Source organism: Rhodanobacter sp. sgz306013 (assembly GCF_057031145.1).
Genome location: NZ_JBXCIJ010000004.1, coordinates 561312 through 584856, shown reverse-complemented (window position 1 = coordinate 584856; position 23545 = coordinate 561312). Strand labels below are relative to the sequence as shown.

General features: G+C 69.4%; 27 protein-coding genes. 13 read left to right on the top strand and 14 right to left on the bottom strand.

Annotated elements, in window-relative coordinates; translation table 11 throughout:
• Positions 1-49: 49 nt before the first annotated feature.
• The 3 genes from AC2EWF_RS15685 to AC2EWF_RS15675 form a co-directional block, all read right to left on the bottom strand.
• A complete protein-coding gene (locus tag AC2EWF_RS15685) occupies positions 50-592 on the bottom strand; it encodes a response regulator (RefSeq protein ID WP_483640304.1) in 543 nt (180 codons plus the stop codon).
• A 135-nt stretch (positions 593-727) separates the two neighbouring features.
• Positions 728-1132 (bottom strand): RNA-binding S4 domain-containing protein, encoded by a 405-nt coding sequence (locus tag AC2EWF_RS15680; protein ID WP_483640303.1) that lies wholly within the window; start codon positions 1130-1132, stop codon positions 728-730.
• 31 nt (positions 1133-1163) lie between these two features.
• The gene (locus tag AC2EWF_RS15675; protein ID WP_483640302.1) at positions 1164-2066 is read right to left on the bottom strand and encodes an AEC family transporter; all 903 of its coding nucleotides are present in this window, start codon (positions 2064-2066) and stop codon (positions 1164-1166) included.
• Positions 2067-2177: 111 nt separating this feature from the next.
• Here AC2EWF_RS15675 and AC2EWF_RS15670 point away from each other — a divergent pair, with 111 nt between their 5' ends.
• The 3 genes from AC2EWF_RS15670 (at position 2178) to AC2EWF_RS15660 (ending at position 3908) form a co-directional block, all read left to right on the top strand.
• On the top strand, positions 2178-2492 hold the full coding sequence (locus AC2EWF_RS15670) for a 2-hydroxyacyl-CoA dehydratase (RefSeq protein WP_483640301.1): 315 nt from the start codon (positions 2178-2180) through the stop codon (positions 2490-2492).
• A gap of 106 nt (positions 2493-2598) precedes the next feature.
• Complete coding sequence (locus tag AC2EWF_RS15665) at positions 2599-3258, top strand: DUF4124 domain-containing protein (RefSeq protein ID WP_483640300.1); 660 nt, start codon at positions 2599-2601, stop codon at positions 3256-3258.
• 62 nt (positions 3259-3320) lie between these two features.
• Positions 3321-3908, top strand: a complete 588-nt coding sequence (locus AC2EWF_RS15660; protein WP_483640299.1) for a hypothetical protein — start codon at positions 3321-3323, stop codon at positions 3906-3908.
• 74 nt (positions 3909-3982) lie between these two features.
• Here the strand turns inward: AC2EWF_RS15660 and htpG are convergent, their stop codons facing one another.
• A complete protein-coding gene (gene htpG / locus AC2EWF_RS15655; protein WP_483640298.1) occupies positions 3983-5872 on the bottom strand; it encodes a molecular chaperone HtpG in 1890 nt (629 codons plus the stop codon).
• A 69-nt stretch (positions 5873-5941) separates the two neighbouring features.
• The gene (gene htpX / locus AC2EWF_RS15650; protein WP_483640297.1) at positions 5942-6835 is read right to left on the bottom strand and encodes a protease HtpX; all 894 of its coding nucleotides are present in this window, start codon (positions 6833-6835) and stop codon (positions 5942-5944) included.
• A 118-nt stretch (positions 6836-6953) separates the two neighbouring features.
• On the opposite strand from htpX, the gene gluQRS reads away from it, so the two are divergent.
• The 3 genes from gluQRS (at position 6954) to AC2EWF_RS15635 (ending at position 10102) form a co-directional block, all read left to right on the top strand.
• A complete protein-coding gene (gluQRS, locus tag AC2EWF_RS15645; protein ID WP_483640296.1) occupies positions 6954-7820 on the top strand; it encodes a tRNA glutamyl-Q(34) synthetase GluQRS in 867 nt (288 codons plus the stop codon).
• Positions 7821-7904: 84 nt separating this feature from the next.
• Positions 7905-8645 carry an acetoacetyl-CoA reductase gene (gene phbB / locus AC2EWF_RS15640; RefSeq protein ID WP_483640295.1) on the top strand — a complete coding sequence of 247 codons (741 nt, stop codon included), beginning with the start codon at positions 7905-7907 and terminating at the stop codon, positions 8643-8645.
• Between the two features lie 98 nt (positions 8646-8743).
• Positions 8744-10102, top strand: coding sequence for a diguanylate cyclase domain-containing protein (locus AC2EWF_RS15635; RefSeq protein WP_483640294.1), 1359 nt, complete (start codon positions 8744-8746; stop codon positions 10100-10102).
• A gap of 13 nt (positions 10103-10115) precedes the next feature.
• On the opposite strand, the gene AC2EWF_RS15630 is transcribed toward AC2EWF_RS15635, so the two are convergent.
• Positions 10116-10907 carry a tRNA threonylcarbamoyladenosine dehydratase gene (locus AC2EWF_RS15630; RefSeq protein WP_483640293.1) on the bottom strand — a complete coding sequence of 264 codons (792 nt, stop codon included), beginning with the start codon at positions 10905-10907 and terminating at the stop codon, positions 10116-10118.
• A 103-nt stretch (positions 10908-11010) separates the two neighbouring features.
• Here AC2EWF_RS15630 and AC2EWF_RS15625 point away from each other — a divergent pair, with 103 nt between their 5' ends.
• On the top strand, positions 11011-11400 hold the full coding sequence (locus tag AC2EWF_RS15625) for a cytochrome c (protein WP_483640292.1): 390 nt from the start codon (positions 11011-11013) through the stop codon (positions 11398-11400).
• 42 nt (positions 11401-11442) lie between these two features.
• Here AC2EWF_RS15625 and AC2EWF_RS15620 read toward each other — a convergent pair whose 3' ends face one another.
• The 6 genes from AC2EWF_RS15620 to AC2EWF_RS15595 form a co-directional block, all read right to left on the bottom strand.
• Positions 11443-11745, bottom strand: coding sequence for an Mpo1-like protein (locus AC2EWF_RS15620; protein ID WP_483640291.1), 303 nt, complete (start codon positions 11743-11745; stop codon positions 11443-11445).
• Positions 11746-11755: 10 nt separating this feature from the next.
• The gene (locus AC2EWF_RS15615; RefSeq protein ID WP_483640290.1) at positions 11756-12631 is read right to left on the bottom strand and encodes a pirin family protein; all 876 of its coding nucleotides are present in this window, start codon (positions 12629-12631) and stop codon (positions 11756-11758) included.
• 13 nt (positions 12632-12644) lie between these two features.
• Positions 12645-13703, bottom strand: coding sequence for an NADH:flavin oxidoreductase/NADH oxidase (locus AC2EWF_RS15610; protein WP_483640289.1), 1059 nt, complete (start codon positions 13701-13703; stop codon positions 12645-12647).
• 55 nt (positions 13704-13758) lie between these two features.
• Positions 13759-14658 (bottom strand): alpha/beta hydrolase family protein, encoded by a 900-nt coding sequence (locus tag AC2EWF_RS15605; RefSeq protein WP_483640288.1) that lies wholly within the window; start codon positions 14656-14658, stop codon positions 13759-13761.
• Positions 14659-14848: 190 nt separating this feature from the next.
• Positions 14849-15058, bottom strand: coding sequence for a cold-shock protein (locus AC2EWF_RS15600; RefSeq protein WP_077482570.1), 210 nt, complete (start codon positions 15056-15058; stop codon positions 14849-14851).
• Positions 15059-15568: 510 nt separating this feature from the next.
• On the bottom strand, positions 15569-15778 hold the full coding sequence (locus tag AC2EWF_RS15595; protein WP_077482568.1) for a cold-shock protein: 210 nt from the start codon (positions 15776-15778) through the stop codon (positions 15569-15571).
• Positions 15779-16026: 248 nt separating this feature from the next.
• Here AC2EWF_RS15595 and AC2EWF_RS15590 point away from each other — a divergent pair, with 248 nt between their 5' ends.
• A complete protein-coding gene (locus AC2EWF_RS15590; RefSeq protein WP_483640287.1) occupies positions 16027-16383 on the top strand; it encodes a hypothetical protein in 357 nt (118 codons plus the stop codon).
• Position 16384: 1 nt separating this feature from the next.
• Here AC2EWF_RS15590 and AC2EWF_RS15585 read toward each other — a convergent pair whose 3' ends face one another.
• Entirely contained in the window at positions 16385-17641 is a 1257-nt protein-coding gene (locus AC2EWF_RS15585) for a winged helix-turn-helix domain-containing protein (RefSeq protein ID WP_483640286.1), read from the bottom strand.
• Between the two features lie 144 nt (positions 17642-17785).
• Between AC2EWF_RS15585 and AC2EWF_RS15580 the strand changes: the two genes are divergently transcribed.
• From AC2EWF_RS15580 to AC2EWF_RS15570, 3 genes are all read left to right on the top strand, one after another.
• Entirely contained in the window at positions 17786-18163 is a 378-nt protein-coding gene (locus AC2EWF_RS15580) for a hypothetical protein (protein ID WP_483640285.1), read from the top strand.
• Positions 18164-18317: 154 nt separating this feature from the next.
• Entirely contained in the window at positions 18318-19400 is a 1083-nt protein-coding gene (locus tag AC2EWF_RS15575; RefSeq protein WP_483640284.1) for a phospholipase A, read from the top strand.
• Positions 19401-19436: 36 nt separating this feature from the next.
• Positions 19437-19898: an N-acetyltransferase family protein gene (locus tag AC2EWF_RS15570; protein ID WP_483640283.1), complete on the top strand. Its 462-nt coding sequence runs from the start codon at positions 19437-19439 to the stop codon at positions 19896-19898.
• Between the two features lie 72 nt (positions 19899-19970).
• On the opposite strand, the gene AC2EWF_RS15565 is transcribed toward AC2EWF_RS15570, so the two are convergent.
• Positions 19971-20453 carry an FKBP-type peptidyl-prolyl cis-trans isomerase gene (locus AC2EWF_RS15565; protein ID WP_483640282.1) on the bottom strand — a complete coding sequence of 161 codons (483 nt, stop codon included), beginning with the start codon at positions 20451-20453 and terminating at the stop codon, positions 19971-19973.
• Between the two features lie 135 nt (positions 20454-20588).
• Between AC2EWF_RS15565 and AC2EWF_RS15560 the strand changes: the two genes are divergently transcribed.
• Both AC2EWF_RS15560 and dacB read left to right on the top strand, forming a co-directional pair.
• A complete protein-coding gene (locus tag AC2EWF_RS15560; protein WP_483640281.1) occupies positions 20589-21953 on the top strand; it encodes an MATE family efflux transporter in 1365 nt (454 codons plus the stop codon).
• Positions 21954-21982: 29 nt separating this feature from the next.
• Positions 21983-23530: a D-alanyl-D-alanine carboxypeptidase/D-alanyl-D-alanine endopeptidase gene (gene dacB, locus AC2EWF_RS15555; protein WP_483640280.1), complete on the top strand. Its 1548-nt coding sequence runs from the start codon at positions 21983-21985 to the stop codon at positions 23528-23530.
• Positions 23531-23545: the final 15 nt, after the last annotated feature.

The window sequence follows — 23545 nt, the reverse complement described above, 5'->3', positions numbered from 1 at the left end:
ACGCCGGCTTCCTCGCTTTGCGACCCACCCACGCGGGCGCCGGAAAAACTCAGGCCGGCAGCACCTGCACATGCGTTGGCGGTGGCGTCAGCTCGGGTGCAACGGCCGGTGCCACGACCACTCTGCGGCCGGCCAGCCGCCCTGCGCGCACCAGCGCCTCGATGCTGGCCTGCACCTCGACACGGCCGAACGGCTTCTTCATGAAGTCGTCGGCGCCGTAGCGCTGCACGTAGAACTGCTCGGTGGCCTGCGGGTTGCCGCTGATCATCACGATCGGGATGTGCGCCGTGAGCGGGTCGTGGCGCAGCGCACGCAGCACCGCGAAACCGTTGATGCCCGGCAGCACGATGTCGAGGAAGATCAGCTCGGGCAGTTCGGTCTTCGCCAGCTCCAGCGCCCGCTCGCCGTCGGCGGCCTTCTGCACCGCGTAGCCGTCCTGCTCCAGCATGCGGCCCAGCACCGCGCAGATCGTGGGCGAATCGTCCACCACCAGCATGCGCGTGCCCAGTGGCGCCTGCCGCCGGCTGTCCATCGACGGCGCCGACGCGTCGGCGCCGCCCAGCCATCGCTTGAAGAATCCCATGCCGTTCATCGTGAGGCTCCCCGAAGCCATCCCCGTCCAGTAAAGGTCGCGGACTTGGCGCGACCTGTTGTTGCAGGGGATGGTGCGGCAGAACCGCGGCGCAATCTGCGATGCACTGCTCAGAGCCCGCGCGGCAGATGTCGATCACGTCTCATGCCGGTCCTTCAACCGGCGCAGTTCCCTGCGCGCATGCTTGTCGGGCCGCTGGCGCGGCGCCTGCACGCCAACCAGCCGGTGCTGTTCCCGCCTGGCCTCGCGCGCCAGCCGGCTCGCCTCGCTCTCGCGGTACAGCGCCTGCGCCACGCTGGCCGGGCCGCGCTTGTCCGCCAACATCAATACCTCGACCTCCAGGCGCTCCTCGCCGCGGCTGATCTTCAGCACGTCGCCTGCGTGCAGGGACTTGGCCGGCTTGCAGCCGGCGCCGTTGACGTCGATCTTGCCGCCGTCGATCGCCTGCTTGGCGAGGCTGCGCGTCTTGAAGAAGCGCGCGGCCCACAGCCACACGTCGGCGCGTACTTCGGCAGGGGCGTTGCCATAGATGTCTTTCATCGCCGCCATTATCGCCGCACCGGCGGTGCCGTCAGGCACCCAGCAGCCAGTTGCCCAGCGGCACCGTGAGCAGCGACAGCACGATCCCCGCGCCCAGCACGGTGTTCGCCAGTTCCGGATCCAGCTCGTACTCGTCGGCGAGGATGGTGGCTGAGACCATCGGCGCCATCGCCGCCTGCAGCACGCCCACGGTGAGCGTGAGCCCGCCCACGCCGGCCGCGGCGCCCAGCGCCCAGCACAGCCCCGGCGCCAGCAGCAGCTTCCAGCCCAGTCCGCACGCCACCGCGCCAAGCTGCCGATCGCCCACCCGCAGCCGGAGCTGCAGCCCCACCGAGAACAACGCGAGCGGCGTCAGCGTGACGCCCAGCGGATGGAACACGCCATCCAGCACCGTCGGCCAGCCGCCCAGCACGCCGGCGATGATGCCGACCACCAGCGCGATGAAGGCGGGAAACGTGGCGATGCGCCGCGCGATCCGGCGCGGATCGGGATCCCGCCCCGCGTACAGGCAGGCCACCACCACGCCCACCGAGGCCAGCAGCGGGAAGCAACCCAGCTGGTCGGCCACCACCGCCAGCCTCAGCCCGGCCTCCCCGTGCAGCGCCTGCAGCATCGGATAGCCCATGAACGAGGTGTTGCCCAGCCCGCATACCAGGGCCAGCGCGCCGATGCGCCCGCGCGACCAGCCCAGCCGCGACCCCAGCCACGCGAACAGCAGCCAGGCGCCGAAGAACGTGAGCCACATCGCCGCCACCAGGAACCACAGCTGCGCGTCGATCCTCACCTGCGGGATCAGCTCCAGCACCAGGGCCGGCAGCGCGATGTTGAGCACCCACCAGTTCAGCCCGTGCGCGATGCCGGCCGGCGGCTGCGCAAAATGGCGCACCAGCGCACCCAGCGCCAGGCAGGCGAACAACAGCAGCAAGGCACTCATCACGGACGTTTCGGGGGACCCAGCACCGCATTAGACGCGATCCCGCCGGTAGCCGGAAGCCGGCGCCACGGGCATGCGACAATGGCACCGTCTACGAACCACGCGAGAACCATGAGTTCCAAGTCCTACGACTTCCGTCAGTTCCAGGCCGAGCTCGCCGCACTCGACCAGGGTAAGCCCGAACCGAAGCCCGCACCGCAGCCGGTGCCTGCAGCGAAAGCCAGGCCCCTGGGCAAGAGGGCGGCCGAGGCCCAACGCCTCGCCCGTGCCCGCGAGGAATTCCTCGCCTTGCGCGCGCGCCACCAGCTCGGCGTGGCCGACGTGGTGGCGTTCTTTCCCGAGGAGGAAGGCATCGCCTACCTGCAGCAGTTGCTGGCGACCGCGGAGCAGAAGCCGCGGCGACGGAAGAAGGCCCCGTCGACCTGACAGGCGGCAGCCGGCGCCAATCCGCCACTGCGCGACGGAACCACCGAACCGGCCCGGCGTATCGCGGTCACGCCCAGGCAACATCCGCACGATGCAGAATGGCGGCATGGACCGCCTTCCCGCCGTCGCTTCCGCGCTGCTTGTGCTGCTGGCCGTGGCGCCATCGGACGCAGGCGCGCAAAACATCTACAAGTGCATGCAAGGCGGTCAGGTCGCCTACACCGATCAACCCTGCCCCGCCGGCAACGGTGAATTGCTGCACCAGGCCGACGCCGCCGAAACCATCGACCATTACCTGCGCTTCGGCCAGGACGGCCTCGCCGCGGCCTGGGCCAAGGCCCGCCACCTGGACGCGCTCTACCGCGAGCGCCTGGCCATCCATCAGGCCGCCGAGGAGGCCCGCGCCGAGCAGGCCAGGCAGGCGGCCGAACTCGCGCAGCAACAGGCAGAACAGGCCCGCGCGCAAGCCCGCCAGGCCGCCGCGCTGCATGCTCAGGCCGAGCAGGCCAACGAACGCGCGCAGCTGCAAGCAGAGAACGACAGGCTGCGCGAGCAGAACGCGGCCTACCAGGCCGAGCTGAGCCAGCCGACCTTCCTGCTCCCGCCCTACGGCTGGGCCGGATCACGCCCCTACCCCCGGTTCCATCCATCGCGGCCCGACCACCCACAGCCCGGCCAGCCGCATGCGCACCAGCCGCCACCGGCACGGGATCAGCCGCGGGTGAAGAACTGCACGACGCTGGCCGGCGGTCGCGTGCAATGCTGAATTGACAAGCCCATCGGTACGGGCGTATGTGATGGGTACCCCCCCCACGCAAGGAGAGCATCATGCGCGCCACGTGTCTCGCTGTCGCCGTCGTCGCCATGCTGGGCAGCACCGGTGCCATCGCCGACGATTCGATGTCGCTCAACCAGTTCCCCCACAGGGTCGAGCCGGTGCTGGTGCAGGTGAACGCCCAGGGCAGGGTCACCCAGGCCTCTCCCGCCTACCGGCTCACGCCCAGGTTCAGCCGCCTGCTGCGCGCGAACCTGGACGAGATGATCCGCAAGCCCGCCGTCGACAAGCACGGCAAGCCGATGCCCAGCCAGTTCATCATGAACCTGGCCGTGCGCACCGAGCCGCGCGCGGACGGCGACTACAAGGCCTGGTTTGCCTATGTATCGACCAAACCGGTGCCGCCGGGCTCCTGGTATTGGGTGCACCTGGACGGCGACCGCCTTGCGCTGGCCAGCCAGGACATGCGCTTCCGCCGAGGCATGCGCCCGAATCTGCCCATCCGCAACTACAACGACGGTTACCGCCCGGCCTACAAGGGCGGCAGCCAACCGGTACCGGCCATGGCGCCGGCGCCCGCGATGCACGGCACGTCCGGCAATACGCCCAATACGCCCAGTCCGGCGCCCCGCACCCGGTAAATCTCCCCGCGCAAATCCAGAGGCCCGTCGCAAGCGACGGGCCTCTGCTTTCCCGGGCCGGCCAAGGCGAGGGCTTACGCGCCCAGCAGCACCCGGTTCATCCGCTGCACGAAGGCGGCGGGATCGGACAACGGGGCACCGGCGGCGATCTCGGCCTGGTCCAGCAGCAGGCTCGCGAGATCCTTCGCCCGGCCTTCGTCGGCCTCGGCTTCCACGCGCTTCAGCAGCGGGTGGGCCGGGTTGATCTCCAGCACGGGCTTGTTCTCGGGCACTTCCTGGCCAGCCTCGCGCAGCAGGCGGGCCAGGTGCGGCGCCATCTCGTAGTCGTTCAGCGCGAGGCAGGAGGGCGAGTCCGTGAGACGTGCGGACACCTTGACCTCGCCCACGCGCTCGCCAAGCAGCTCCTTCAGCTTCTTCAGCAGCGGACCGGCCTCTTTTGCCGCTTCCTCCTGCTGCTTCTTCTCGGCCTCGTCCAGCGGCAGCTCGCCCTTGGCGACGTTGCGCAGCTTCTTGCCTTCGTACTCGCCGAGATAGCCGACCATCCATTCGTCGATGCGGTCGAACATCAGCAGCACCTCGATGCCCTTGGCACGGAACGCTTCGAGTTGCGGGCTGCCGGCGGCGGCCTTGTAGCTGTCGGCGGTGATGTACCAGATCGCGTCCTGGCCCACCGCCATGCGGCCGACATAGTCGTCCAGCGAGGTCTTCTGTTCGGCGCCCTCGCCCGGGTGTGATTTGGTGCCGGTGGAGGCAAAGCGCAGCAGCTTGGCGATGCGCTCGCGGTTCGAGGCGTCCTCGCTGATACCTTCCTTCAGCGTGTTGCCGAAGGCCTTGCAGAAGGTGGCGAACTTCTCCGGCTCGTCCTTGGCCAGCTTCTCGATCAGGTCCAGCACGCGCTTCACGCAGGCAGCCTTGATGCGCTCCAGCTGGCGATTGTGCTGCAGAATCTCGCGGCTGACGTTGAGCGGCAGATCGTCGGCATCCACCACGCCGCGCACGAAACGCAGGTAGTTCGGCAGCAGTTCCTCGGCCGCGTCCATGATGAAGACGCGCTTGATGTAGAGCTTCAGCCCCTTGCGCTCGTCGCGGCCGCCCATCATCAGGTCGAACGGCGGCTGCGCGGGGATATAGAGCAGCGTGGTGAAGCTCTGGCTGCCCTCGACGCGGTTGTGGGTCCAGGCCAGCGCATCGTTGAAGTCGTGGCCCAGCGACTTGTAGAAGCCCTGGTAGTCCGCGTCGGAAATTTCCGACTTCGGCTTGGCCCACAGCGCGGAAGCGTCGTTGACGGTCTCCCACTCGTCGGTGAGCTTGCCCTCCTTCTCTACCGGCATGCGGATCGGGAAGGCCACGTGGTCGGAATACTTACGGATCAGCGACTTCAGCTGCCAACTCTTGAGGAATTCGTCCTCGTCGGCCTTGAGGTGCAGGACCACCGCGGTGCCCCGTTCGGCCAGCTCGACCTGCTCCAGCAGGTATTCGCCCTTGCCGTCGCTCTCCCACTTCACGCCGTCGCCAGCCGCCGCGTCGGCGCGGCGGGTCAGCACGCTGACCTTGTCGGCCACAACGAAGGCGGAATAGAAGCCCACGCCGAACTGGCCGATCAGGCGCGCGTCGGCCTTCTGCTCGCCACTCATCGCTTCCAGGAACCGGCGCGTGCCGGAGCTGGCGATGGTGCCGATGTTCGCCACCACCTCGTCGCGTGTCATGCCAATGCCGTTGTCGCGCACGGTGATGGTGCGCGCGGCTTCGTCCCAGCTCACGTCGATATGCAGCTCGCCCTCGCCCGCCAGCAGCTCCGGCATGCCGATGGCCTCGAAGCGCAGCTTGTCGCAGGCGTCAGAGGCGTTGGAGACCAGCTCGCGCAGGAAGATCTCCTTGTGCGAGTACAGCGAATGGGTGACCAGGTGCAGCACCTGGGCGACTTCGGCCTCGAATTTGCGGGTTTCGGTGGTGGATGCGTTCATCGGTCTGGCTTCCCTGAAAGTCCGGCATGGACGCCGGTTTGTTCTTTGCGCCCAGGCAAGGCGCACAAATCAAGCAGCGTTCTGCAGCGCGGCGATGCGCTCTTCCAGCGGCGGGTGACTCATGAACAGGCGCTGGAAGCCTGTACCCATGCGGTCGGAGATCCCGAACGCGGCGAGGGTCTTCGGCAGGCTGTTCTCGCCGTGCCCGATCTGCAGCCGCTGCAATGCGGAGATCATCGCGCCACGGCCAGCGAGTTTGGCACCCGCGGCGTCGGCATGGAACTCGCGCCAGCGCGAGAACGCCATCACCACCATCGAGGCGAACAGGCCGAACACCAGCTGCAGCACCATCACGGTGACGAAGTAGCCGATGCCGCTGCCGCCCCGGTTGTCGTCGCGGCCGCCCGACAACCAGCTGTCCACCAACCGCCCCACGATGCGTGCGGCGAGGATCACCAGCGTGTTCAGCACGCCCTGGATCAGGGTCATGGTCACCATGTCGCCGTTGGCGACGTGGCCAATCTCGTGCCCGAGCACCGCGGCAATCTGCTCGCGGTCCATCTGCTGCAGCAGGCCACTGCTCACCGCCACCAGCGCGCTGTTCTTGGTCATGCCGGTGGCGAAGGCATTCATCTCCGGCGCGTCGTAGATCGCCACCTCGGGCATGCCGATGCCGGCGTTCTGCGCGTGGCGGCGCACGGTGTCCAGCAGCCAGCGTTCGGTCTCGCTGGCCGGCTGCTCGATCACCCGGGCGCCAGTGGTCATCTTGGCCATCCATTTCGACATGGCCAGCGAGATGAAGGCGCCGCCCATGCCGAACACCGCGGCGTAGATCAGCAGGCCGGTGCTGCCGCCGAACCCCTGCGCCGCCGCCATCTGGTCCACCCCGAGCAGGTGGCAGACGATGCCCAGCAGGAGGAGGACGGCAAGGTTGGTGCCGAGGAACAGGATGATGCGGCGCATGGCTGTCTCGTTGGCAGTCACGGGGATGGAAATCTTGCCGATGAGTGTAGGCGCTGCCGGATGTTTTCAAGCCGCGGCTTCACTCGCCAGCGGGGCGGCCGACAGGCAGACTTCGGCGATGGAATACCGTGGACGCTTCGCCCCCTCGCCCACCGGACTGCTGCACTTCGGCTCGCTGGTCGCCGCGCTCGGCAGCTGGCTGCGCGCCCGCCAGGCCGGTGGCCGCTGGCTGCTGCGCATGGAGGACATCGACCCGCCGCGCGAAGTACCCGGCGCGGCCGCCGCCATCCTCGACGCCCTGCCGGCATTCGGTTTCGCAGCGGACGAACCGGTGCTGTACCAGTCCCGGCGCCGGGCCGCCTACGACGCCGCGTTCGCGCGGCTGCGCGCTATCGACGCGGTGTTCCCCTGCTGGTGCAGCCGCAGCGGACTGGCCGCCAGCGCAGGGCTCCATCGCGACGGTCGCTGCGTGGCGCCGCCTGACCCGCGGCGCGAGCCGGCCTGGCGGCTGCGCGCACCCGACCGCGACATCGCCTTCGACGACGCCGTGCAGGGCCCGCAGCGGCAGAACCTGCGCGAAGCCGCCGGCGACTTCGTGATACGCCGCGTCGAGGGCCTGTATTCCTACCAGCTCGCCTGCGTGGTGGACGACGCGCACCAGGGCATCACCGAGGTGGTGCGTGGCTGCGACCTGCTCGACTCCACGCCGCGCCAGATCTGGCTGCAGCGCCTGCTTGGCCTGCCCACGCCGCGCTACCTGCACCTGCCGCTGGCGCTGGACGGCGCGGGGCACAAGCTCTCCAAGTCGACGCAGGCCTGGCCGGTCGACCCGGGCGATCCGCTGCCGGCGCTGCGCCGCGCCCTTGCCTTCCTCGGCCAGCCGTCCCCCGCGGACGTCGCCGATGCGCCTGCGCTACTGGCCGCCGCGGCAGCCCGCTTCGATCCGGCGCTTATTCCAAAACGCGGCGGTTGCTTTGCCGGCTGAGCGGTTATAAATCTCTCCATGGGCCAGCGACGGTCGCCGACCGTCGCGACGCGCGCCCTGCAGCGAACCCCAAGGAGACTGGACATGACGCAACGCACGGCTTTGGTCACGGGTGGCACGGGCGGCATCGGCAGCGCGATCGTGCGCTACCTTGCCCGGCAGGGCCACCGGGTCGCCACCAACTACCGCAACCCGGACAAGGCCGAGGCCTGGCGCAAGGCGATGGCTGCCGAAGGCATCGAGGTGTGCATGGTCTCCGGCGACGTCTCCGACCCCGCCTCCTGCGCCGCAATGATCCAGGCGATCGAGGCGAAGTGCGGCCCGGTGGAGATCCTGGTCAACAATGCCGGTATCACCCGCGACACCACCTTCCACAAGATGAGCTACCAGCAGTGGACGGACGTGGTGAACACCAATCTCAACGCCTGCTTCAACGTCACCCGCCCGGTGATCGAGGGCATGCGCGCGCGCAAGTGGGGCCGCATCGTGCAGATCAGCTCGATCAACGGCCAGAAGGGCCAGTACGGCCAGGCCAACTACGCCGCCGCCAAGGCCGGCATGCACGGCTTCACCATCTCGCTGGCGCAGGAAAGCGCGAAGTTCGGCATCACCGTGAACACCGTCTCGCCCGGTTACGTGGGCACCGACATGGTGATGGCGGTGCCGGAGGAAGTGCGCGAGAAGATCGTCGCGCAGATCCCGGTGGGCCGGCTCGGCAAGCCGGAGGAAATCGCCCACGCGGTAGCCTTCTTCACCGGCGAGGAAGCGGCCTGGATCACCGGCGCCAACCTCGCCATCAACGGCGGGCACTACATGGGCTGGTAATCGCCGCGTCCGCGGGATGCGTCGAGGCGTATCCCGCGCGGCGACGGCACCAGGCATGCCGCCGATTCGGCGCGAATGCCGCGACCCTTCCGGACCCGATGGAAACGACCGCAAACACACCGCTGGGCAAGATCCTGGATCTGCTGCTGGACGCCATCTGCGTCGTCGACGCCGAGGGTCGCTACGTGTTCGTCAGCGCCGCGTTCGAGCGCATCTTCGGCTATGCGCCGGAGGAGGTGATCGGACGGCCGATGATCGAGCTGGTGCATCCGGAGGACCGCGAAATGACGCTGCGCACCGCCGCGGCGATCATGGACGGCAAGCCCGAATCGAACTTCCAGAACCGCTACGTGCGCAAGGACGGCGGGGTGGTCCACATCATGTGGTCGGCACGCTGGTCTGAAGCCGACCGGGTCAGGATCGCCGTCGCCCACGACATCACCGCGCTCAAGCGCGGCGAATCGATGCGGCTGGCGCTGCACGCGGTCGCCGAGGCGGCCCATGCGGCGCAGGACCTGCCTGCGCTGTTCGGGCAGGTGCACCGCATCATCGGCGGCATCCTGCCCGCGACGAACTTCCTCGTCGCCCTGCACGATCGCACGGAGAACCGCCTGCGCTTTCCCTGCGTGAGGTACGGCGAAGACGAGACCGTACCCGAACCGGAGGTGCTTGCCGCCGATCCGCGCATCGCCGCGGTGATCCGCAGCGGCCAGCCCGTGCAGCTGGCCGCGACGGCGGGGGATGGCGCCGCGCGCTGGCTCGGTGTGCCCCTGCAGTCGAAAGACGGCCCGATCGGCGCACTGGTGGTCGAGCATCGCGGCAAGGCCGGCTACAGCGACGCCGACAGCGAACTGCTGCAGTTCGTCGCCACCCAGTTGAGCACCGCGATCGAGCGCAAGAAGGCGCAGGTGCGGCTGCACCATCTCGCCCTGCACGACCCCCTGACCGATCTGCCCAACCGCAACCTGTTCGGCCGCCGGCTCGACGCCACGCTGCTGCGTGCCGCCAGCCGCAAGACGCTGGTGGCGCTGCTCTACATCGACCTGGACGGCTTCAAGCAGGTCAACGACATGCACGGCCACCCCGTCGGCGATCTGTTGCTGTGCGAGGTCGCCGCCCGCCTCCGCGGCTGCCTGCGCGAAAACGACGTCGCGGGACGCATCGGCGGCGACGAGTTCGTGGTGCTGCTCGATACGCTGGCATCGCCCGGCCACGCCGTGGACATCGCGGAGCGGATCCGCGCCGCGCTCGGCCCGGTCTTCCGGATCGCGGAGCAGCCGATCCGCATGTCGGCGAGCATCGGCGTGGCGGTCTTTCCCGCCGACGGCGAGGACGGCGAGCAACTGGCCCGCGCCGCGGATCGCGCGATGTACCGCGCCAAGCAGGCCGGCGGCGACCAGGCCCGGTTCGCGGGTGCCGTCGAAGCCGTGGACGTTCCCGGCCGCGGGCGCTCCTGAGGCGCTGGCGCGCCTAGCTGTCGGCCTGCAGCAGCCGCTCCATCACCTTCCCCACGGCAGCGAACGCGAACGCCCCGGTGATATGCGTCGCGGCGCCCAGACCGCCGCCGCAGGCAAGGTTGAGCGCGTCGCCACCGGGCGGCCGGGTGCCGCAAACGCTGCCATCCGGCTGCGGGTACTGCACGTTCTGCAGCGAATACACCGCCGGCACGCCGAAGTAGCGTTGCGGGCTGCGCGGGAAGTTGAAGTCCGCGCGGAGCTTCTTGCGGATCAGGCTGAACATCGCGTCGTGCTCGGTGCGCGAGAGGTCGCGCACGCGGATCTGCGTCGGGTCGGTACGGCCGCCGGCCGAGCCCACGGTGACGATCGGCAGCTTGCGCCGGCGGCACCAGGCGATCATCTCCAGCTTCACGCGGAAAGCGTCGCAGGCATCCAGCACCGCGTCGTAGCCTCGGTCCAGCAGCTCGTCCAGCGTGGCGGTGGTGAGGAAACGCTCGATCGCCTCCAGCCGCAGCGCCGGGTTGATCGCGTGCAGCCGCGCGGCCATCACGCCCACCTTGGGCTTGCCGTACTCGCCGTCCAGCGCGTGCAGCTGGCGGTTGGTATTCGACACGCAAACCTCGTCCGCGTCGATCAGGGTGAGCCGCCCCACCCCGCTGCGCGCCAGCGCCTCGGCCGCCCACGAGCCCACGCCACCCACGCCCACCACGCAGACGTGGCGTTGCGCCAGCTTGGCCACGCTGCCGGCACCGTACAGCCGCTCGATACCGGCAAAACGTTCGTGCGGGAAGGACGGATCGCTCATCGGAAGACCCTGCCGGGTGGCACTGCACAAAACCGCGATTCTATCGCCTCGCCCCGATGAACCGGGTTATCCTCGCGAATCGACCTCCACCGGGAACCCCGCGATGCGCGCTGCACTTTTGATCCTGCTCGGCCTGGTCATCGGCGTGATCGGCACCGTCAACGTGATGGACGCGCTGGCCGCGCGCAATCCCATGCCCAAGGCGGTGATGCACACCATGGGCTACCACATCGGCGAACTGAAGCAGGCGATGAAGGCGCAGAAGTGCGACGCGGCGACGATCCAGCACCACCTGCTGCGCCTGCAATCCACCGCCACCGACATCGTGCCCACCTTTGGCATCGCGGACAAAACCTTCGTCGACGACGCGAACCAGCTGCAGACTCGCCTGCAGCGGGCTACCGTGTCCGCGCCGGCCACCTGCGCGGCGCTGGCCGCGGCGCTCAAGCCGGTGGGCGAGACCTGCCAGAGCTGTCACCGGCAGTACCGCTGAGGGAAAAGCCCCTCCCCGCACCGGCAGAGGGCGGAGGAGCCATCAGAAACTCACCCTGCCGCGCAACATCTGCGCGTACATCACCCAGTCGCCCAGCAGGCTGTACAGCGGGTGGCGGAACGTGGCCGGCCGGTTCTTCTCGTAGACGAAGTGGCCGATCCACGCGCAGCCGTAGCCGGCCACCGGCAGCAGCCACAGCAGTGCCCAGCGTCCACTGGCGATCGCCAGCAGCAGGATCAGCAGCACCAGCGAGCTGCCGATGAAATGCCAGCGGCGGCACAGGCGCTGGCTGTGCTCGCCGAGGTAGTACGGGTAGAACGCGCGGAAACTGGCGAACTCGCTCATGCGTACTCCGTCAGCCCGGTGGCAGGGGAATGAATTCGTCTTCGTCGCCGGGCACCTTGGGGAACCGCCCCTCGCGCCAGTCAGCCTTGGCCTGCTCGATGCGCTCGCGGTCGGCGGCCACGAAGTTCCACCAAAGGTGGCGCTCGCCATCCAGCGGTGCGCCGCCGATTAGCATCACGCGGCTGGCCCGGACGGCGTGCAGGGTTGGCGCGGCGCCATCCACCTGCACCGCCATCCCGCCCGCTTCCAGCGACACGCCACCCCACTCCAGTTCACCCTCGATCACATGCACGCCATGCTCGGCATGCTCGGCCGGCAACGCCAGCCCGGCGCCGGCCGCCAGCTGCGCCTCGGCGAAATACATCGGCGCGTACACCTTCACCGGCGAGGCCACGCCCCAGCCGGTGCCGGTGATCAGCACCAGCTCGACGCCGACATGGCGGACTTGCGGCAAGGCCTCGGCCTCGTGGTGGTGGAACTCCGGCGCGATCTCCGCGTGGTCGCGCGGCAGCGCCACCCACACCTGGATGCCATGCAGGCGCTGGCCAGCGGCGCGCGACTCCGGCGGCGTGCGCTCGGAATGCACGATGCCTCGGCCGGCGGTCATCCAGTTCACCGCGCCGGGCCGGATGTCGGCGAGGCTGCCCAGGCTGTCCCGATGGCGGATCGTGCCGTCGAACAGCCAAGTCACCGTGGCAAGGCCGATGTGCGGATGCGGCCGCACGTCCATGCCGCGACCGGGTGCGAAATCCGCCGGTCCCATGTGGTCGTAGAACACGAACGGACCTACGTGGCGGGCCTGCAGCACCGGCAGCAGCCGGCGCACCGTGAAGCCGTCGCCGAGATCGTGCAGGCGGCCGTCGATCAGGATCGGTTGCGCTTCCATCGGCTTTCCCCGCTCACCATGCCCGCTGATATTGCGCCGGCGCGGGCAACGGCGCACCCAGCTCCTGCGCCGCCCGGCGCGGGAAATACGGGTCGCGCAAGCTTTCGCGGGCGATCAGCACCACATCGGCCTCGTCGTTGGCCACGACCGCGGCAGCCTGCCGGGCATCGGTGATCAGGCCCACCGCGCCGGTGGCGATGCCGGCCTCGCGGCGCACGCGCGCGGCGAACGGCACCTGGTAGCCCGGCTCCAGCGGGATCTTCACGTGCGGCACCAGGCCGCCGCTGGACACGTCGATCAGGTCCACGCCCAGCGGCTTGACCTCGCGCGCCAGCCGCACGCTCTGCTCCACGTCCCAGCCGCCCTCGGCCCAGTCCGTGGCCGAGATGCGCAGCCACAGCGGCAGTTCTTCCGGCCATACCTCGCGCAGGGCGCCGATCACCTCGCGCACCAGCCGCGTGCGGTTCTCGAAGCTGCCGCCGTATTCGTCCTCCCGCCGGTTGCTGAGTGGCGACAGGAACTGGTGCAGCAGGTAACCATGGGCGGCGTGCAGCTCGATCAATTTGAAGCCGGCCACCAGTGCGCGCTGCGCGGCCGCACGGAAATCGCCGATCAATTGGCGCATGCCGGCCGCATCCAGCGCCACGGGCGTTTGCCAGCCGGCGTCGAACGGCAGCGCCGAAGGCGCCACCGTGGTCCATGCCCCCTCGGCCGCGGTGAGTGCACCGCCGCCGTCCCACGGCCGGTGCGCGCTGGCCTTGCGGCCGGCATGCGCCAGCTGCACGCCGGGAACCGCGCCCTGCGCCGCGATGAAGGCGGTGATCGGCCGCCAGGCGGCGACCTGGGCGTCGTTCCAGATGCCGGTATCGCCCGGCGAGATGCGCCCTTGCGCCGATACCGCGGTGGCCTCGGCGATCACCGCGCCCGCGCCGCCCACCGCCCGGCTGCCCAGATGCACCAGATGCCAGTTGTCGGGCACGCCGTCGATGGCCGAGTACTGGCACATCGGCGACACCACGACGCGGTTGCGCAGGCTGAGGCTGCGTTGCGGGAGGGGCTCGAACAATTTCATCGGATGACCGGCATGGGGAAGGAGACCCTTACAGTGACGACGCGCCGACGCCGCATCAAGGGTCGAGGCGATGCATTGCCGCGAACGCAGTGTCGTGCGCGGCAATGCAGTCGGCGATGCGCATGGCGACCGCGCCCGGTGCCTTCATCCACCCGAAGTGATCGGCCGGCTGGCCGCCCAGGTCGGTCGGGGTGACCAGTTCGTGGCGGCGCGATGCGCGCGGCATTTTCCCCAGCAGCCAGTCCAGCGAGGCGGCCGGCCCCAGCCAGTCGTCGCGCAGGCGCAACGCCAGCACCGGCAACTCCAGCGCGGCCAGCCGCTGTTCGAAGTCCGTCGCCATGCCCGCTGCGGCGTAACGCCCGCGGCGACCGCTGCACGCCCAGTCGGCGGCGACGCCGCGCGCCTCGTTGCCGCCGAAGCCGAGGCGGCGGCCGGGCAAATGTCCCAGCAGCGCCGCCAGCAGCGGAGCCAGCACGCAGGCGAGGCCGACCAGGGTGCCGCGACGGAAACATCGCCAGTACGGTGCACCGCAGGCCACGAGGGCGATGCCCGTCGCTTCGGCCGGGTGCAGGGCGGCATGGAGGCAGGCAAGCTGTCCCCCGAGGCTGTGCCCGCCCAGCCAGGGGCACGCCTGCGGCCAGCGCGAGCGCATCGCCGCCATGCCGGCGGGCAGGTCAGTCTCCAGCAGCTCGCGGTAGCCCCAGTCGCTGCGCCGGCCGGCCCGCAGGCTGCTGGAACCGATGCCGCGCCACTCGTGCAACGCCACCGCCACGCCCCGCGCCGCCAGCACCCCGGCCAGCGGCAGGTAATGCTTCGCCGGCACGCCCATCGCCGGCAGCCAGTACACCGCCGCCCGCGGCTCGCCGTCCGGCGCCACGCACAACAGCTCCGCGCGTGCACAGTCCGCCATCGTCAACGGCACCACGGCGGGCTCCGGAGCGGCGATCGTATTCATTGAGAAGTGCGGCCATGGATGGTCGCCCGTTTGACTTCCGCGATCATGGATGATCGCAATGGCAGGACCCGGCCATGGATGGCCGCCCATTTGATCTTCGCGATCACGGACGATCGCAAAAGCAATGTCGACCGCAAAAACAAAAGAAAAGGCCGGCTTGCGCCGGCCCTTTCCGCTTGCTCTATCGCCATCAAGCCGGGGCGACTTCTTCGGCCTGCAGGCCCTTCTGGCCCTGCACCACCTTGAACGTCACCTTCTGGCCTTCCTGCAGGCTCTTGAAGCCCGTGCCGGTGATGGCACGAAAATGCACGAACACGTCGGGGCCGTTCTCACGGCTGATGAAGCCGAACCCCTTGGCGTCGTTGAACCACTTGACGGTACCTGTTTCACGATCCGACATGACTCACTCCGATCCATTCCAGACGCTTGAGACGAGCCGGCCCTGGCGGGTCGACGGCTTACTGGGCATGCCGGGGTCGGGTGTAGCGACATGGAAGCGACAGGGGTTCCATACCGGGCACGCACGTGGCCGAGCAAACGCAGCGGGCAAAGCATAACGGAATTTCACGAATGCAAGCGACATGTCAAGCGTCATCGCCAGATAGTGTCCGCGGACACAAAATCGCCGGAAACGCCATTGCTGCTGCGCGGAAATACCCGGGCCGATCCGCCCAGGCCCTGGCTCCCCTTTACCGGCAGGGGGCCGGGAAGGGGCTTTGCCCGCTGAAACGCCCCTCCATGCAGCAAATGGGAAACCTGGCGCACCGCCAACCGGCGGATGCCGGGCGGAAAATCGCCGGGAGCGATATTCGCCATCGCGCGGCGACGGCCGGCAGGCCCCTGCCGTGAATGGTGGGCACAAAAAAACCGGGCATCGCTGCCCGGTTCCGGATGACGCGTGAGCGCTGGCTCAGGCCGGCATCACTTCGTCGGCCTGCAGGCCCTTCTGGCCCTGCACCACCTTGAAGCTGACCTGCTGGCCTTCCTGCAGGCTCTTGAAGCCGTTGCCCGAGATCGCGCGGAAATGCACGAACACGTCCGGGCCATTGTCACGGGCGATGAAGCCGAAGCCCTTGGCGTCGTTGAACCACTTGACGGTACCGATCTGACGATCAGACATTGAATCACTCCACTGGGTATTGCATGAAAGGAGACTCGACCGCCGCCAATGCGGCAGCCGGCTTACTGGTGTGCAAAGGAAAACAACCCCGGGGTGAACTGATGAGGCAGATCGCGGATCGGCTGCATCGGGTCACCGGTGCTTGGCGACCCCGGCAAACTCAGCCCGCGCATCATAACCGCAGCGGATATCCGGATGCGAGGAGCGCGAATATCATGTCGTGTCGCCCTTCCCCGAGGACTCCCCGCATGAGCACCCGCCCGCTGCTCCCGCTGTGTGCCGGCCTGTTGCTGGCCGCCTGCGCCACCACCCGGCCGCGGCACCCGGCCACGCCGCCCGCATCGGCGGCGATCACCGGTGTGCCTTCCTGCGATGCCTATCTGGCCGACTACGTGGCCGGCCATCGCGCCGCGGCGGTCTTCCCGGCCAACCAGTTGCAGGCACATTACCTGGCCATGCGCGACAGCTTGCTGCAGGCTGCCCGCGACCCGCAGATCCGGCCTTATCTGGACGCGCGCTGCCGCCTGTTGTCCAGCCAGCTGAGCCAGCGCCCGCCGCAGGGGAGTCCCCCCGGTACGGCGGCCATGATGCCGGACACGCGCTGATTCAGGCGGACTCCGCTTTCCACGCGGCTCGCAGCAACGGCGCCAGCGCCGTCGGCCGACACCGCGCGAGGCGGATCCGCGGCGTGCCGTGCCAACGGGCGATGCGCGCGATCGCGGCGGCCAGCTCGCTCGCCAGCCGCGGAGCAGGCTCCACGCCCTGCTCCAGGTGCAGCGCCTTGATCTCGAACACGCCCGCGTCGCGGTGCGCCTTCGCGTCCAGCCGGCCGACCAGCATGCCGCGATGCAGGATCGGCAGCACGTAGTAGCCGTAGCGCCGCTTCGGCGCGGGCACGTAGCACTCGATGCGGTAGTCGAAACCGAACATGGCCAGTGCGCGGGCACGATCCCATACCAGCGGATCGAACGGCGACAACACCGTGGTATGCGTGGCGCGCAATCGGCCGCCGCGCGCACGCTCCAGCGCATCGGCATGCCCGCGGTGCACGTAGCCCGGTGCGTCCCAGCCGCGCACCGCCACTTCCAGCAGTTCGCCCTCGGCCAGCAGCGGCGCCAGCTCGCCCGCCGTCACCGCGGGTTTCAGGCGGAAGTAGTCGGCGATCCAGCGCGCCTGCGCGATGCCCAGCGCTCGCACGCTGTCGAGGATGAAGTGCCGTCGCAATTGCGCCGGGTCGAGCGGGCTGGGCACGAACGGCGGATCGAGCTGCGCCAGTACCCGTTCGGCAAGGTCGTATACGCGCTGGAAGCGCTCGCGTCGCGGCACCATCAGTTCGCCCAGCGCGAACCAGGCCTCCAGCCAGCGCTTCTCCGGCTTCCACTCCCACCAGCCGGAAACGCCGCGGTCCTCGCGCGGGAAATCCGACGCCAGCACCGGACCGCCGTCGCGGATGCGCGCGAGCAGCGCGTCCATGGCGGGACGGTGCTCGCGATGCATGCGCTCGGCGTGGCGCTGCGCCCAGTGGCTGCCCCGCTCGCGCCAGGCGCGATGCCCGGCCAGATCGCGCGCGGCGACGAAACAGGCCTCGTGCGCCCAGCACTCGGCGATGCGGCCGCCGGCCAGCGCCTCGTCCAGCCACGCCATGGGGTAATCGCCCAGGCGCGAGTGCAGCACCAGGTAGGGGCTGCGCGCGACCACGTGGATGGAATCGATCTGCAGCAGGCGCATGCGCTCGATCACCGCCACCACGTCGTCGCGCCGCGGCTTGCGCCGCGGCGCCTGCAGCAGGCCCTGGGCATGCAATTGCAATGCGCGTGCCTGCGACAGGCTCAATTCCACGGCGTTCGCTGAAGCTGCGTTCAACGGCACGCCGCCTTCACACCTGCTCGACAAGAATGTTGCGGCAACATTTATGCAGCCTTTGTTAGCGTCACTCGCTGGCAGCGAATTCCCCGCCGCCGCCGAAGGCTCGAACTCCCTCGGACATTCTGGCATGGAGTAACGATCATGAAAGCACGCAACACGTTGTTGCCCGTTCTCGCCACCGGTGCGCTGATCTTCGCCGGCGCCTGCTTCGCCCAGGACAGCAACGGCCAGACCCCACCACCGGCGCAGGACACCATGCAGCAGGCGCCGGCCCCCGCGCAGACATCCGCTCCCGCGCAGACACCGCCGCCCGAAGTGACCGTGCGCAGCGTGCCGCCCGCGGCGCCGCAGTTCGCGCCGCCGCCGCCGTTCAGCCAGCTTTCCGGTGGCAAGAAGTGGATCACCGAGGAGCAGGCCGAGGCTTATCCGCCACTGGCCAACGACTTCCTCAACGTCAGCCACCACGGTACGCGCATCACCAAGGCGCAGTACGAAGCCTGGGTCAAGCAGATCCACTGAGGCACTGCGCGTGGAACCGGCCACATCGCGATGTGGCCGGTTTTTTATTGCCCGCCGGAAACCGGGGCCATGCATTGGCCTGGGGATGGCCAGATCCGGTCAGGCCATCCCTATACTCCAGCCGTCCCCGCCGGACCGCATCGCCGGAGTCTCCATGAAACAGTGTCGCATCCTGCTGCTGGCCGGCTGTCTTGCCGCCAGCGTCTGCCATGCGCAGAACCCCGACCCGATGGATATCCGCGCCTGTACCGCCATCGAGAGCGACGCGCAACGACTCGCGTGCTACGACCGCGCCACCGGGCGCGACCAGTTGCCGGCGGCGCGCAAGCGCAACGAGCAGTCCGCCGCGGCCAGCGACGGCGTGTTCGCGCACGACCGGCAGGTCTCAGTCGCCGCCGCAGCCACGCTGCAGGTGGCCGCGCCGCTGTCGCTGCTCGACAGCCGCTGGGAGTTGTCGCCGGAAAGCAAGCTCGGCACCTTCAACCTGCGCGGCTACAAGCCGGTGTACGCGCTGCCGCTGTTCGCCACCAGCAGTCAGAACACCAGGCCGCAAAGCCCGAACCCCGACAACACCGTGCAGACACCCCAGCCATTGCAGAACGTCGAGGGCAAATTCCAGCTCAGCCTGAAGACCAAGATCTGGCAGGGCGTGTTCGGCGACGCCGGCGACCTGTGGCTGGGCTACACACAGAGTTCCCGCTGGCAGGTCTACAACGTGCAGGCCTCGCGTCCGTTCCGCGAGACCGACTACGAGCCCGAGGCGCTGCTGGTGTTCGGCACGCATTACCGCGTGCTGGGCTGGGATGGCCGCCTGCTCGGCATCGGCGTCGACCACCAGTCCAACGGTCGCGGCAATCCGCTGTCGCGCAGCTGGAACCGGGTAGTCGCGGATTTCGGCTTCGAGCGCGAAGGCTGGACCGTGATGTTCCGCCCGTGGTGGCGCATCCCGGAAGCGCGCAGCGACGACAACAACCCCGACATCAGCAACTACATGGGCCGCGCCGACGTGCAGATCGTGCACGAATGGCACGGCCAGGAATTCGGCATGATGCTGCGCCACTCGCTGCGCGGCGGCAGCCGCAGCCACGGCGCCGCGCGCTTCAGCTGGAGCTTTCCCATCGCGGGCAACCTGCGCGGCTACCTGGAGCTGTTCAAGGGCTACGGCGAAAGCCTGATCGACTACAACCACAACGCCACCTACCTGGGGGTGGGCGTCTCACTGCTCGACTGGTACTGAACGCACCCACCCTTCCCCATGCACGCGAGTACTGCCGTGAACGACGCGATACGGATCCGACCAGCGACCGCAATCGACTACGCCGCCTGGAAGCCGCTATGGGATGGCTACAACGCGTTCTATGGCCGCAGTGGCTCCACCGCCCTGCCGGAGGAAATCACCCGCAGGACATGGGCGCGCTTCCACGACCCGGCCGAGCCGGTGCACGCCCTGGTCGCCGACCGCGACGGCGCGCTGCTGGGCCTGGCGCACTACCTGTTCCACCGCAGCACGATCCAGCTGGGGCCCAGCTGCTACCTCCAGGACCTGTTCACCGTCGCCGCCGCGCGTGGCCGCGGCGTGGGCCGCGCGCTGATCGAGCGGGTCTACGAATGCGCCAGAGAGGCCGCCGCGCCGCGCGTGTACTGGCAGACCCACGAGACAAACGCGGCCGCGATGCGGCTCTACGACCAGGTGGCGGAAAAGTCCGGCTTCGTGGTCTACCGCAAGCTGCTCTGACGACCAGGGCCCGGCGGTGCGCTGCCGGGCCCTGGTCGTGTCGCGCGGTGGCGGCGGGCCACCGCAATGCGATCAGTGGTGATGGCCACCCGCGCCATGCACGTGGCCATGCGCCAGCTCTTCCTGGCTGGCCTCGCGGACTTCGGTGACCTCGATCGCGAAGTGCAGGGCCTTGCCGGCCAGGGGATGGTTGCCGTCGATGTGCACCTTGTCGTCCTCGACCCGGGTCACTGTGACGTTGATGACGCCCTGCGGGCCCTGCCCCTGGAACTGCATGCCGGGCTGGATGTCCGCCACACCCTGGAAGGCCTCGCGCGGCACTTCCTGCACCAGTTCCTCGTGGCGCACGCCGTAGCCCTCCTCCGGAGCCACGTGGGCGTCGAACTTGTCGCCGGCCTGGCGGCCTGCCATCTGCTTCTCCAGACCGGGCACGATCTGGCCCTGGCCATGCAGGTAGGCGAGCGGCTCGCGGCCGGCGGAGCTGTCGACGACCTGGCCGTCGTCGTCGGTGAGGGTGTAGTGGAAGGTGGCGACGGTGTTCGTGGCGATCTGCATAAGGAGTTCCGGTAACGATGAATGAGCCGGTCTTGCACCGGCACGAATGGAAAAGCCTAGCAGATCAACCCGGCGCGCCCCGAAAACAGCCGATTCCCGTGCCAGAATGCTGCGTCCCCCGCAGGCCTCCGACTCATGCCGCCGACCGCGTCGCCGCTCCTGGCCGACTGGCGCCATCGCCCCACGCATCGCCGCGTGTGGGCGCTGGCGGCGCCGATGATCCTGTCCAACCTCAGCGTGCCGTTGGTGGCGCTGGTGGACAGCACGGTGGCCGGCCACCTGCCGCACGCCAGCGACCTGGCTGCGGTGGCGGTGGGGAGTGCCGTGTACGCGCTGCCGGTGTGGAGCCTGGGCTTCCTGCGCATGGGTACCACCGGCTTCGCCGCGCAGGCCCACGGCGCCGGCGACGGTTCCGCGCTGCGCACGATCCTGGCCCAGGCGCTGCTGCTGGCGGCGGTCGCGGGACTGCTGGCCGGCGGCCTGATGTGGCCGTTGCTGCCCGGGCTGATCGGCCAGATGCACCCCTCCGCCGCGTTGGGCGCGTCGGGGCTGGACTATCTGCATCTGCGCCTGTTCGGGCTGCCGGCCGCGCTGCTGAACTACGCCCTCGCCGGATGGTTCATCGGCAAGCACGACACGCGCACCACGCTGGCGCTGCTGCTGGTCACCAACCTGGCGAACATCGCGCTGAACCTGCTGCTCGTACTGGGCTTCAGGCTGGGCGTGCCCGGCATTGCGCTGGCTTCGATCGCCGGCGAGTGGTGCGGCACGCTGTTCGGCCTGGCACGGGCACGCCAGGCGCTGCGCACGGTGGCCGGGCGGGTGGACTGGGCCGCGATGCGTGGCTGGCAGCACTGGCGCCCGTTGCTGGCGGTGAACCGCGACATCTTCCTGCGCACGCTTGTGCTGGAGGCGGTGTTCTTCTCCGTCTCACTGCTCGGCACGCGGCTGGGTGACGCGGTGGTGGCTGCGAACGCCCTGCTGATGAACGGACTGCTGCTCGCCGCCTTCGGCCTCGACGGCCTGGCCAACGCGATCGAAGCCTTGTGCGGCCATGCGATCGGCGCCCGCGACCTGCCCGGCTTGCGACGCGCGCTGGTGGTGGCCGGCGGCTGGGCGCTGTTGGGCAGCCTCGGTTTCGCGGTGCTGTTCTCGCTCGGCGGCCACCTGTTTGTCGATGCGCAAACCAGCCTGCCCGTGGTGCGCACCGTCGCCTACCACGCCCTGCCATGGCTGGCCGTGCTGCCGCTGGTGGGCGTGTGGAGCTACCTGCTGGATGGCTTGTTCGTGGGCGCCACCCGCGCCCGCGAGATGCGCGACGGCATGCTGTTCGCGGGCGTGCTGTTCGCCGTGCTGGCCTGGGCATGCCGCGGCTGGGGCAACGACGGGCTGTGGTTCGCCTTCCTCGCCTTCATGGCGGCACGCGGACTGAGCCTTGGCTGGATCGCGCTGCGCCTTCGCCGCCGCCAGGCCTGGATCGCCGCGGCGGCGCCGGGCTGATGGCACGGCCGCCGCGCGATACTCGGGGAATGAAAGTCGCCCTCCGGATCGCCGCACTGCTCGCTCCGCTCGCGCTGCCTTACGCGATGCCGGCCGCCCCGGCACAGCTCCCCATTCGCGCCCCCGCCACCGCGCAGGCCGCAGCCACGCTGGCAGCGCGCATCGACGCGATCATCCGCCAGCCGCGCTACGCCGCCGCCGGCTGGGGCATCGCCGTAGTGGCGCTGGACAGCGGCCGTGCCCTGTACATGCACCAGGCCGACAAGCTCTTCCAGCCCGCCTCCACCGCCAAGCTGTTCACCGCGGCGCTGAGCCTGGGCACGCTCGATCCCGGCTACCGGATTCCCACACGCCTGCTTTCGGCCGGAATGGTCCGCCACGGCCGGCTGGAGGGCCCGCTGCTGCTGTACGGCATGGGCGACCCCACCCTGGGCACGCCCGGCGCGAACCCCGACTGGGCGGACGATCTCGCGGCACAGCTCGCCGGGCGCGGCATCCGCAGAATCCGCGGCGACCTGATCGCCGATGACAGCTACTTCACAGGGTCGCCACTGGGCAGCGGGTGGGAGGCCAGCGACCTGCTGGGCTGGTTCGCGGCCCCCGCTTCGGCGCTCAGCGTGCACGAGAACACCGTGGTGCTGACGGTGGCGCCCGCGGCACGGGCCGGCGAATCCGCGCGGCTGGACTTCGCGCCCGCCGTGGCGGCGCCGCCGCTGGCGGGCATGCTGGCCACCGCCCCGCCGCACGGCCGTGAGGACATCAACTTCTACCGCGCACCGGGCGATCCGCTGCTGCATGCCTTCGGCAGCGTCGCCGCCGGCACACCGCCACGCAGCTACCGGCTGGCGATTCCCGATCCCGCGCGGCAGGCCGGCTTGGAACTGCGTGCGGCCCTCGCGCGCCACGGCGTGCGGCTGAAAGGCGCGCTGCGCGTGCAGCACTGGCCGGAACGAGACGATGCGTTGCGCGCGAACGCGCGGGTGCTGGCCGAAGTGCTGTCGCCGCCGGTCGCCGAAATCCTCGCCCAGGGCCTCAAGCGCTCACAGAATCTCTATCTGCAGAACCTGCTGCAGATCGACGGCATCCGCGCGCAGGCCACGGCGGCGGGCCAACCCGACGCGCCGGAGGGCTTCCTCAGCAGCGCGGCGTGGGGCTTGCGCGCGCTGCGCGCGTTGCTCGAACGCATCGGCATCGCGCCATCGTCGGTGCTGCTGGAAGAAGGCACCGGCCTGTCGCGCGGCGACCTGGTGACGCCCGCGGCGATGGTGCGGCTGCTGCAATACCTCGCCGCGCAGCCATACGCGGCGACGCTGCGCGGCATGCTGCCGGTGGCTGGGGTGGACGGCACGCTGGAATGGCGATTGCGAGACGGACCGGCCACCGACAGGGTGCAGGCCAAGACCGGCAGCATGACCCATGTGCACAGCCTCGCCGGCTATGTCACCACGGCGGACGGCAGACCGCTGGCCTTCGCGATCCTGCTCGACAACTACGCGCGCGCGCCCGGCGAACCCCTCGCGAACCGCGACATCGACGCCATCGTGCAGCTGCTGGCCGGCTGGCACGGTGCCGATTGAATACCGCTGGGCGGG

Bases quoted from the DNA above. Each gene is read 5' to 3' on its own strand.
- AC2EWF_RS15685 (WP_483640304.1), bottom strand. From the start codon at position 592: ATGAACGGCATGGGATTCTTCAAGCGATGGCTGGGCGGCGCCGACGCG.
- AC2EWF_RS15680 (WP_483640303.1), bottom strand. From the start codon at position 1,132: ATGAAAGACATCTATGGCAACGCCCCTGCCGAAGTACGCGCCGACGTG.
- AC2EWF_RS15675 (WP_483640302.1), bottom strand. From the start codon at position 2,066: ATGAGTGCCTTGCTGCTGTTGTTCGCCTGCCTGGCGCTGGGTGCGCTG.
- AC2EWF_RS15670 (WP_483640301.1), top strand. From the start codon at position 2,178: ATGAGTTCCAAGTCCTACGACTTCCGTCAGTTCCAGGCCGAGCTCGCC.
- AC2EWF_RS15665 (WP_483640300.1), top strand. From the start codon at position 2,599: ATGGACCGCCTTCCCGCCGTCGCTTCCGCGCTGCTTGTGCTGCTGGCC.
- AC2EWF_RS15660 (WP_483640299.1), top strand. From the start codon at position 3,321: ATGCGCGCCACGTGTCTCGCTGTCGCCGTCGTCGCCATGCTGGGCAGC.
- htpG (WP_483640298.1), bottom strand. From the start codon at position 5,872: ATGAACGCATCCACCACCGAAACCCGCAAATTCGAGGCCGAAGTCGCC.
- htpX (WP_483640297.1), bottom strand. From the start codon at position 6,835: ATGCGCCGCATCATCCTGTTCCTCGGCACCAACCTTGCCGTCCTCCTC.
- gluQRS (WP_483640296.1), top strand. From the start codon at position 6,954: ATGGAATACCGTGGACGCTTCGCCCCCTCGCCCACCGGACTGCTGCAC.
- phbB (WP_483640295.1), top strand. From the start codon at position 7,905: ATGACGCAACGCACGGCTTTGGTCACGGGTGGCACGGGCGGCATCGGC.
- AC2EWF_RS15635 (WP_483640294.1), top strand. From the start codon at position 8,744: ATGGAAACGACCGCAAACACACCGCTGGGCAAGATCCTGGATCTGCTG.
- AC2EWF_RS15630 (WP_483640293.1), bottom strand. From the start codon at position 10,907: ATGAGCGATCCGTCCTTCCCGCACGAACGTTTTGCCGGTATCGAGCGG.
- AC2EWF_RS15625 (WP_483640292.1), top strand. From the start codon at position 11,011: ATGCGCGCTGCACTTTTGATCCTGCTCGGCCTGGTCATCGGCGTGATC.
- AC2EWF_RS15620 (WP_483640291.1), bottom strand. From the start codon at position 11,745: ATGAGCGAGTTCGCCAGTTTCCGCGCGTTCTACCCGTACTACCTCGGC.
- AC2EWF_RS15615 (WP_483640290.1), bottom strand. From the start codon at position 12,631: ATGGAAGCGCAACCGATCCTGATCGACGGCCGCCTGCACGATCTCGGC.
- AC2EWF_RS15610 (WP_483640289.1), bottom strand. From the start codon at position 13,703: ATGAAATTGTTCGAGCCCCTCCCGCAACGCAGCCTCAGCCTGCGCAAC.
- AC2EWF_RS15605 (WP_483640288.1), bottom strand. From the start codon at position 14,658: ATGAATACGATCGCCGCTCCGGAGCCCGCCGTGGTGCCGTTGACGATG.
- AC2EWF_RS15600 (WP_077482570.1), bottom strand. From the start codon at position 15,058: ATGTCGGATCGTGAAACAGGTACCGTCAAGTGGTTCAACGACGCCAAG.
- AC2EWF_RS15595 (WP_077482568.1), bottom strand. From the start codon at position 15,778: ATGTCTGATCGTCAGATCGGTACCGTCAAGTGGTTCAACGACGCCAAG.
- AC2EWF_RS15590 (WP_483640287.1), top strand. From the start codon at position 16,027: ATGAGCACCCGCCCGCTGCTCCCGCTGTGTGCCGGCCTGTTGCTGGCC.
- AC2EWF_RS15580 (WP_483640285.1), top strand. From the start codon at position 17,786: ATGAAAGCACGCAACACGTTGTTGCCCGTTCTCGCCACCGGTGCGCTG.
- AC2EWF_RS15575 (WP_483640284.1), top strand. From the start codon at position 18,318: ATGAAACAGTGTCGCATCCTGCTGCTGGCCGGCTGTCTTGCCGCCAGC.
- AC2EWF_RS15565 (WP_483640282.1), bottom strand. From the start codon at position 20,453: ATGCAGATCGCCACGAACACCGTCGCCACCTTCCACTACACCCTCACC.
- AC2EWF_RS15560 (WP_483640281.1), top strand. From the start codon at position 20,589: ATGCCGCCGACCGCGTCGCCGCTCCTGGCCGACTGGCGCCATCGCCCC.
- dacB (WP_483640280.1), top strand. From the start codon at position 21,983: ATGAAAGTCGCCCTCCGGATCGCCGCACTGCTCGCTCCGCTCGCGCTG.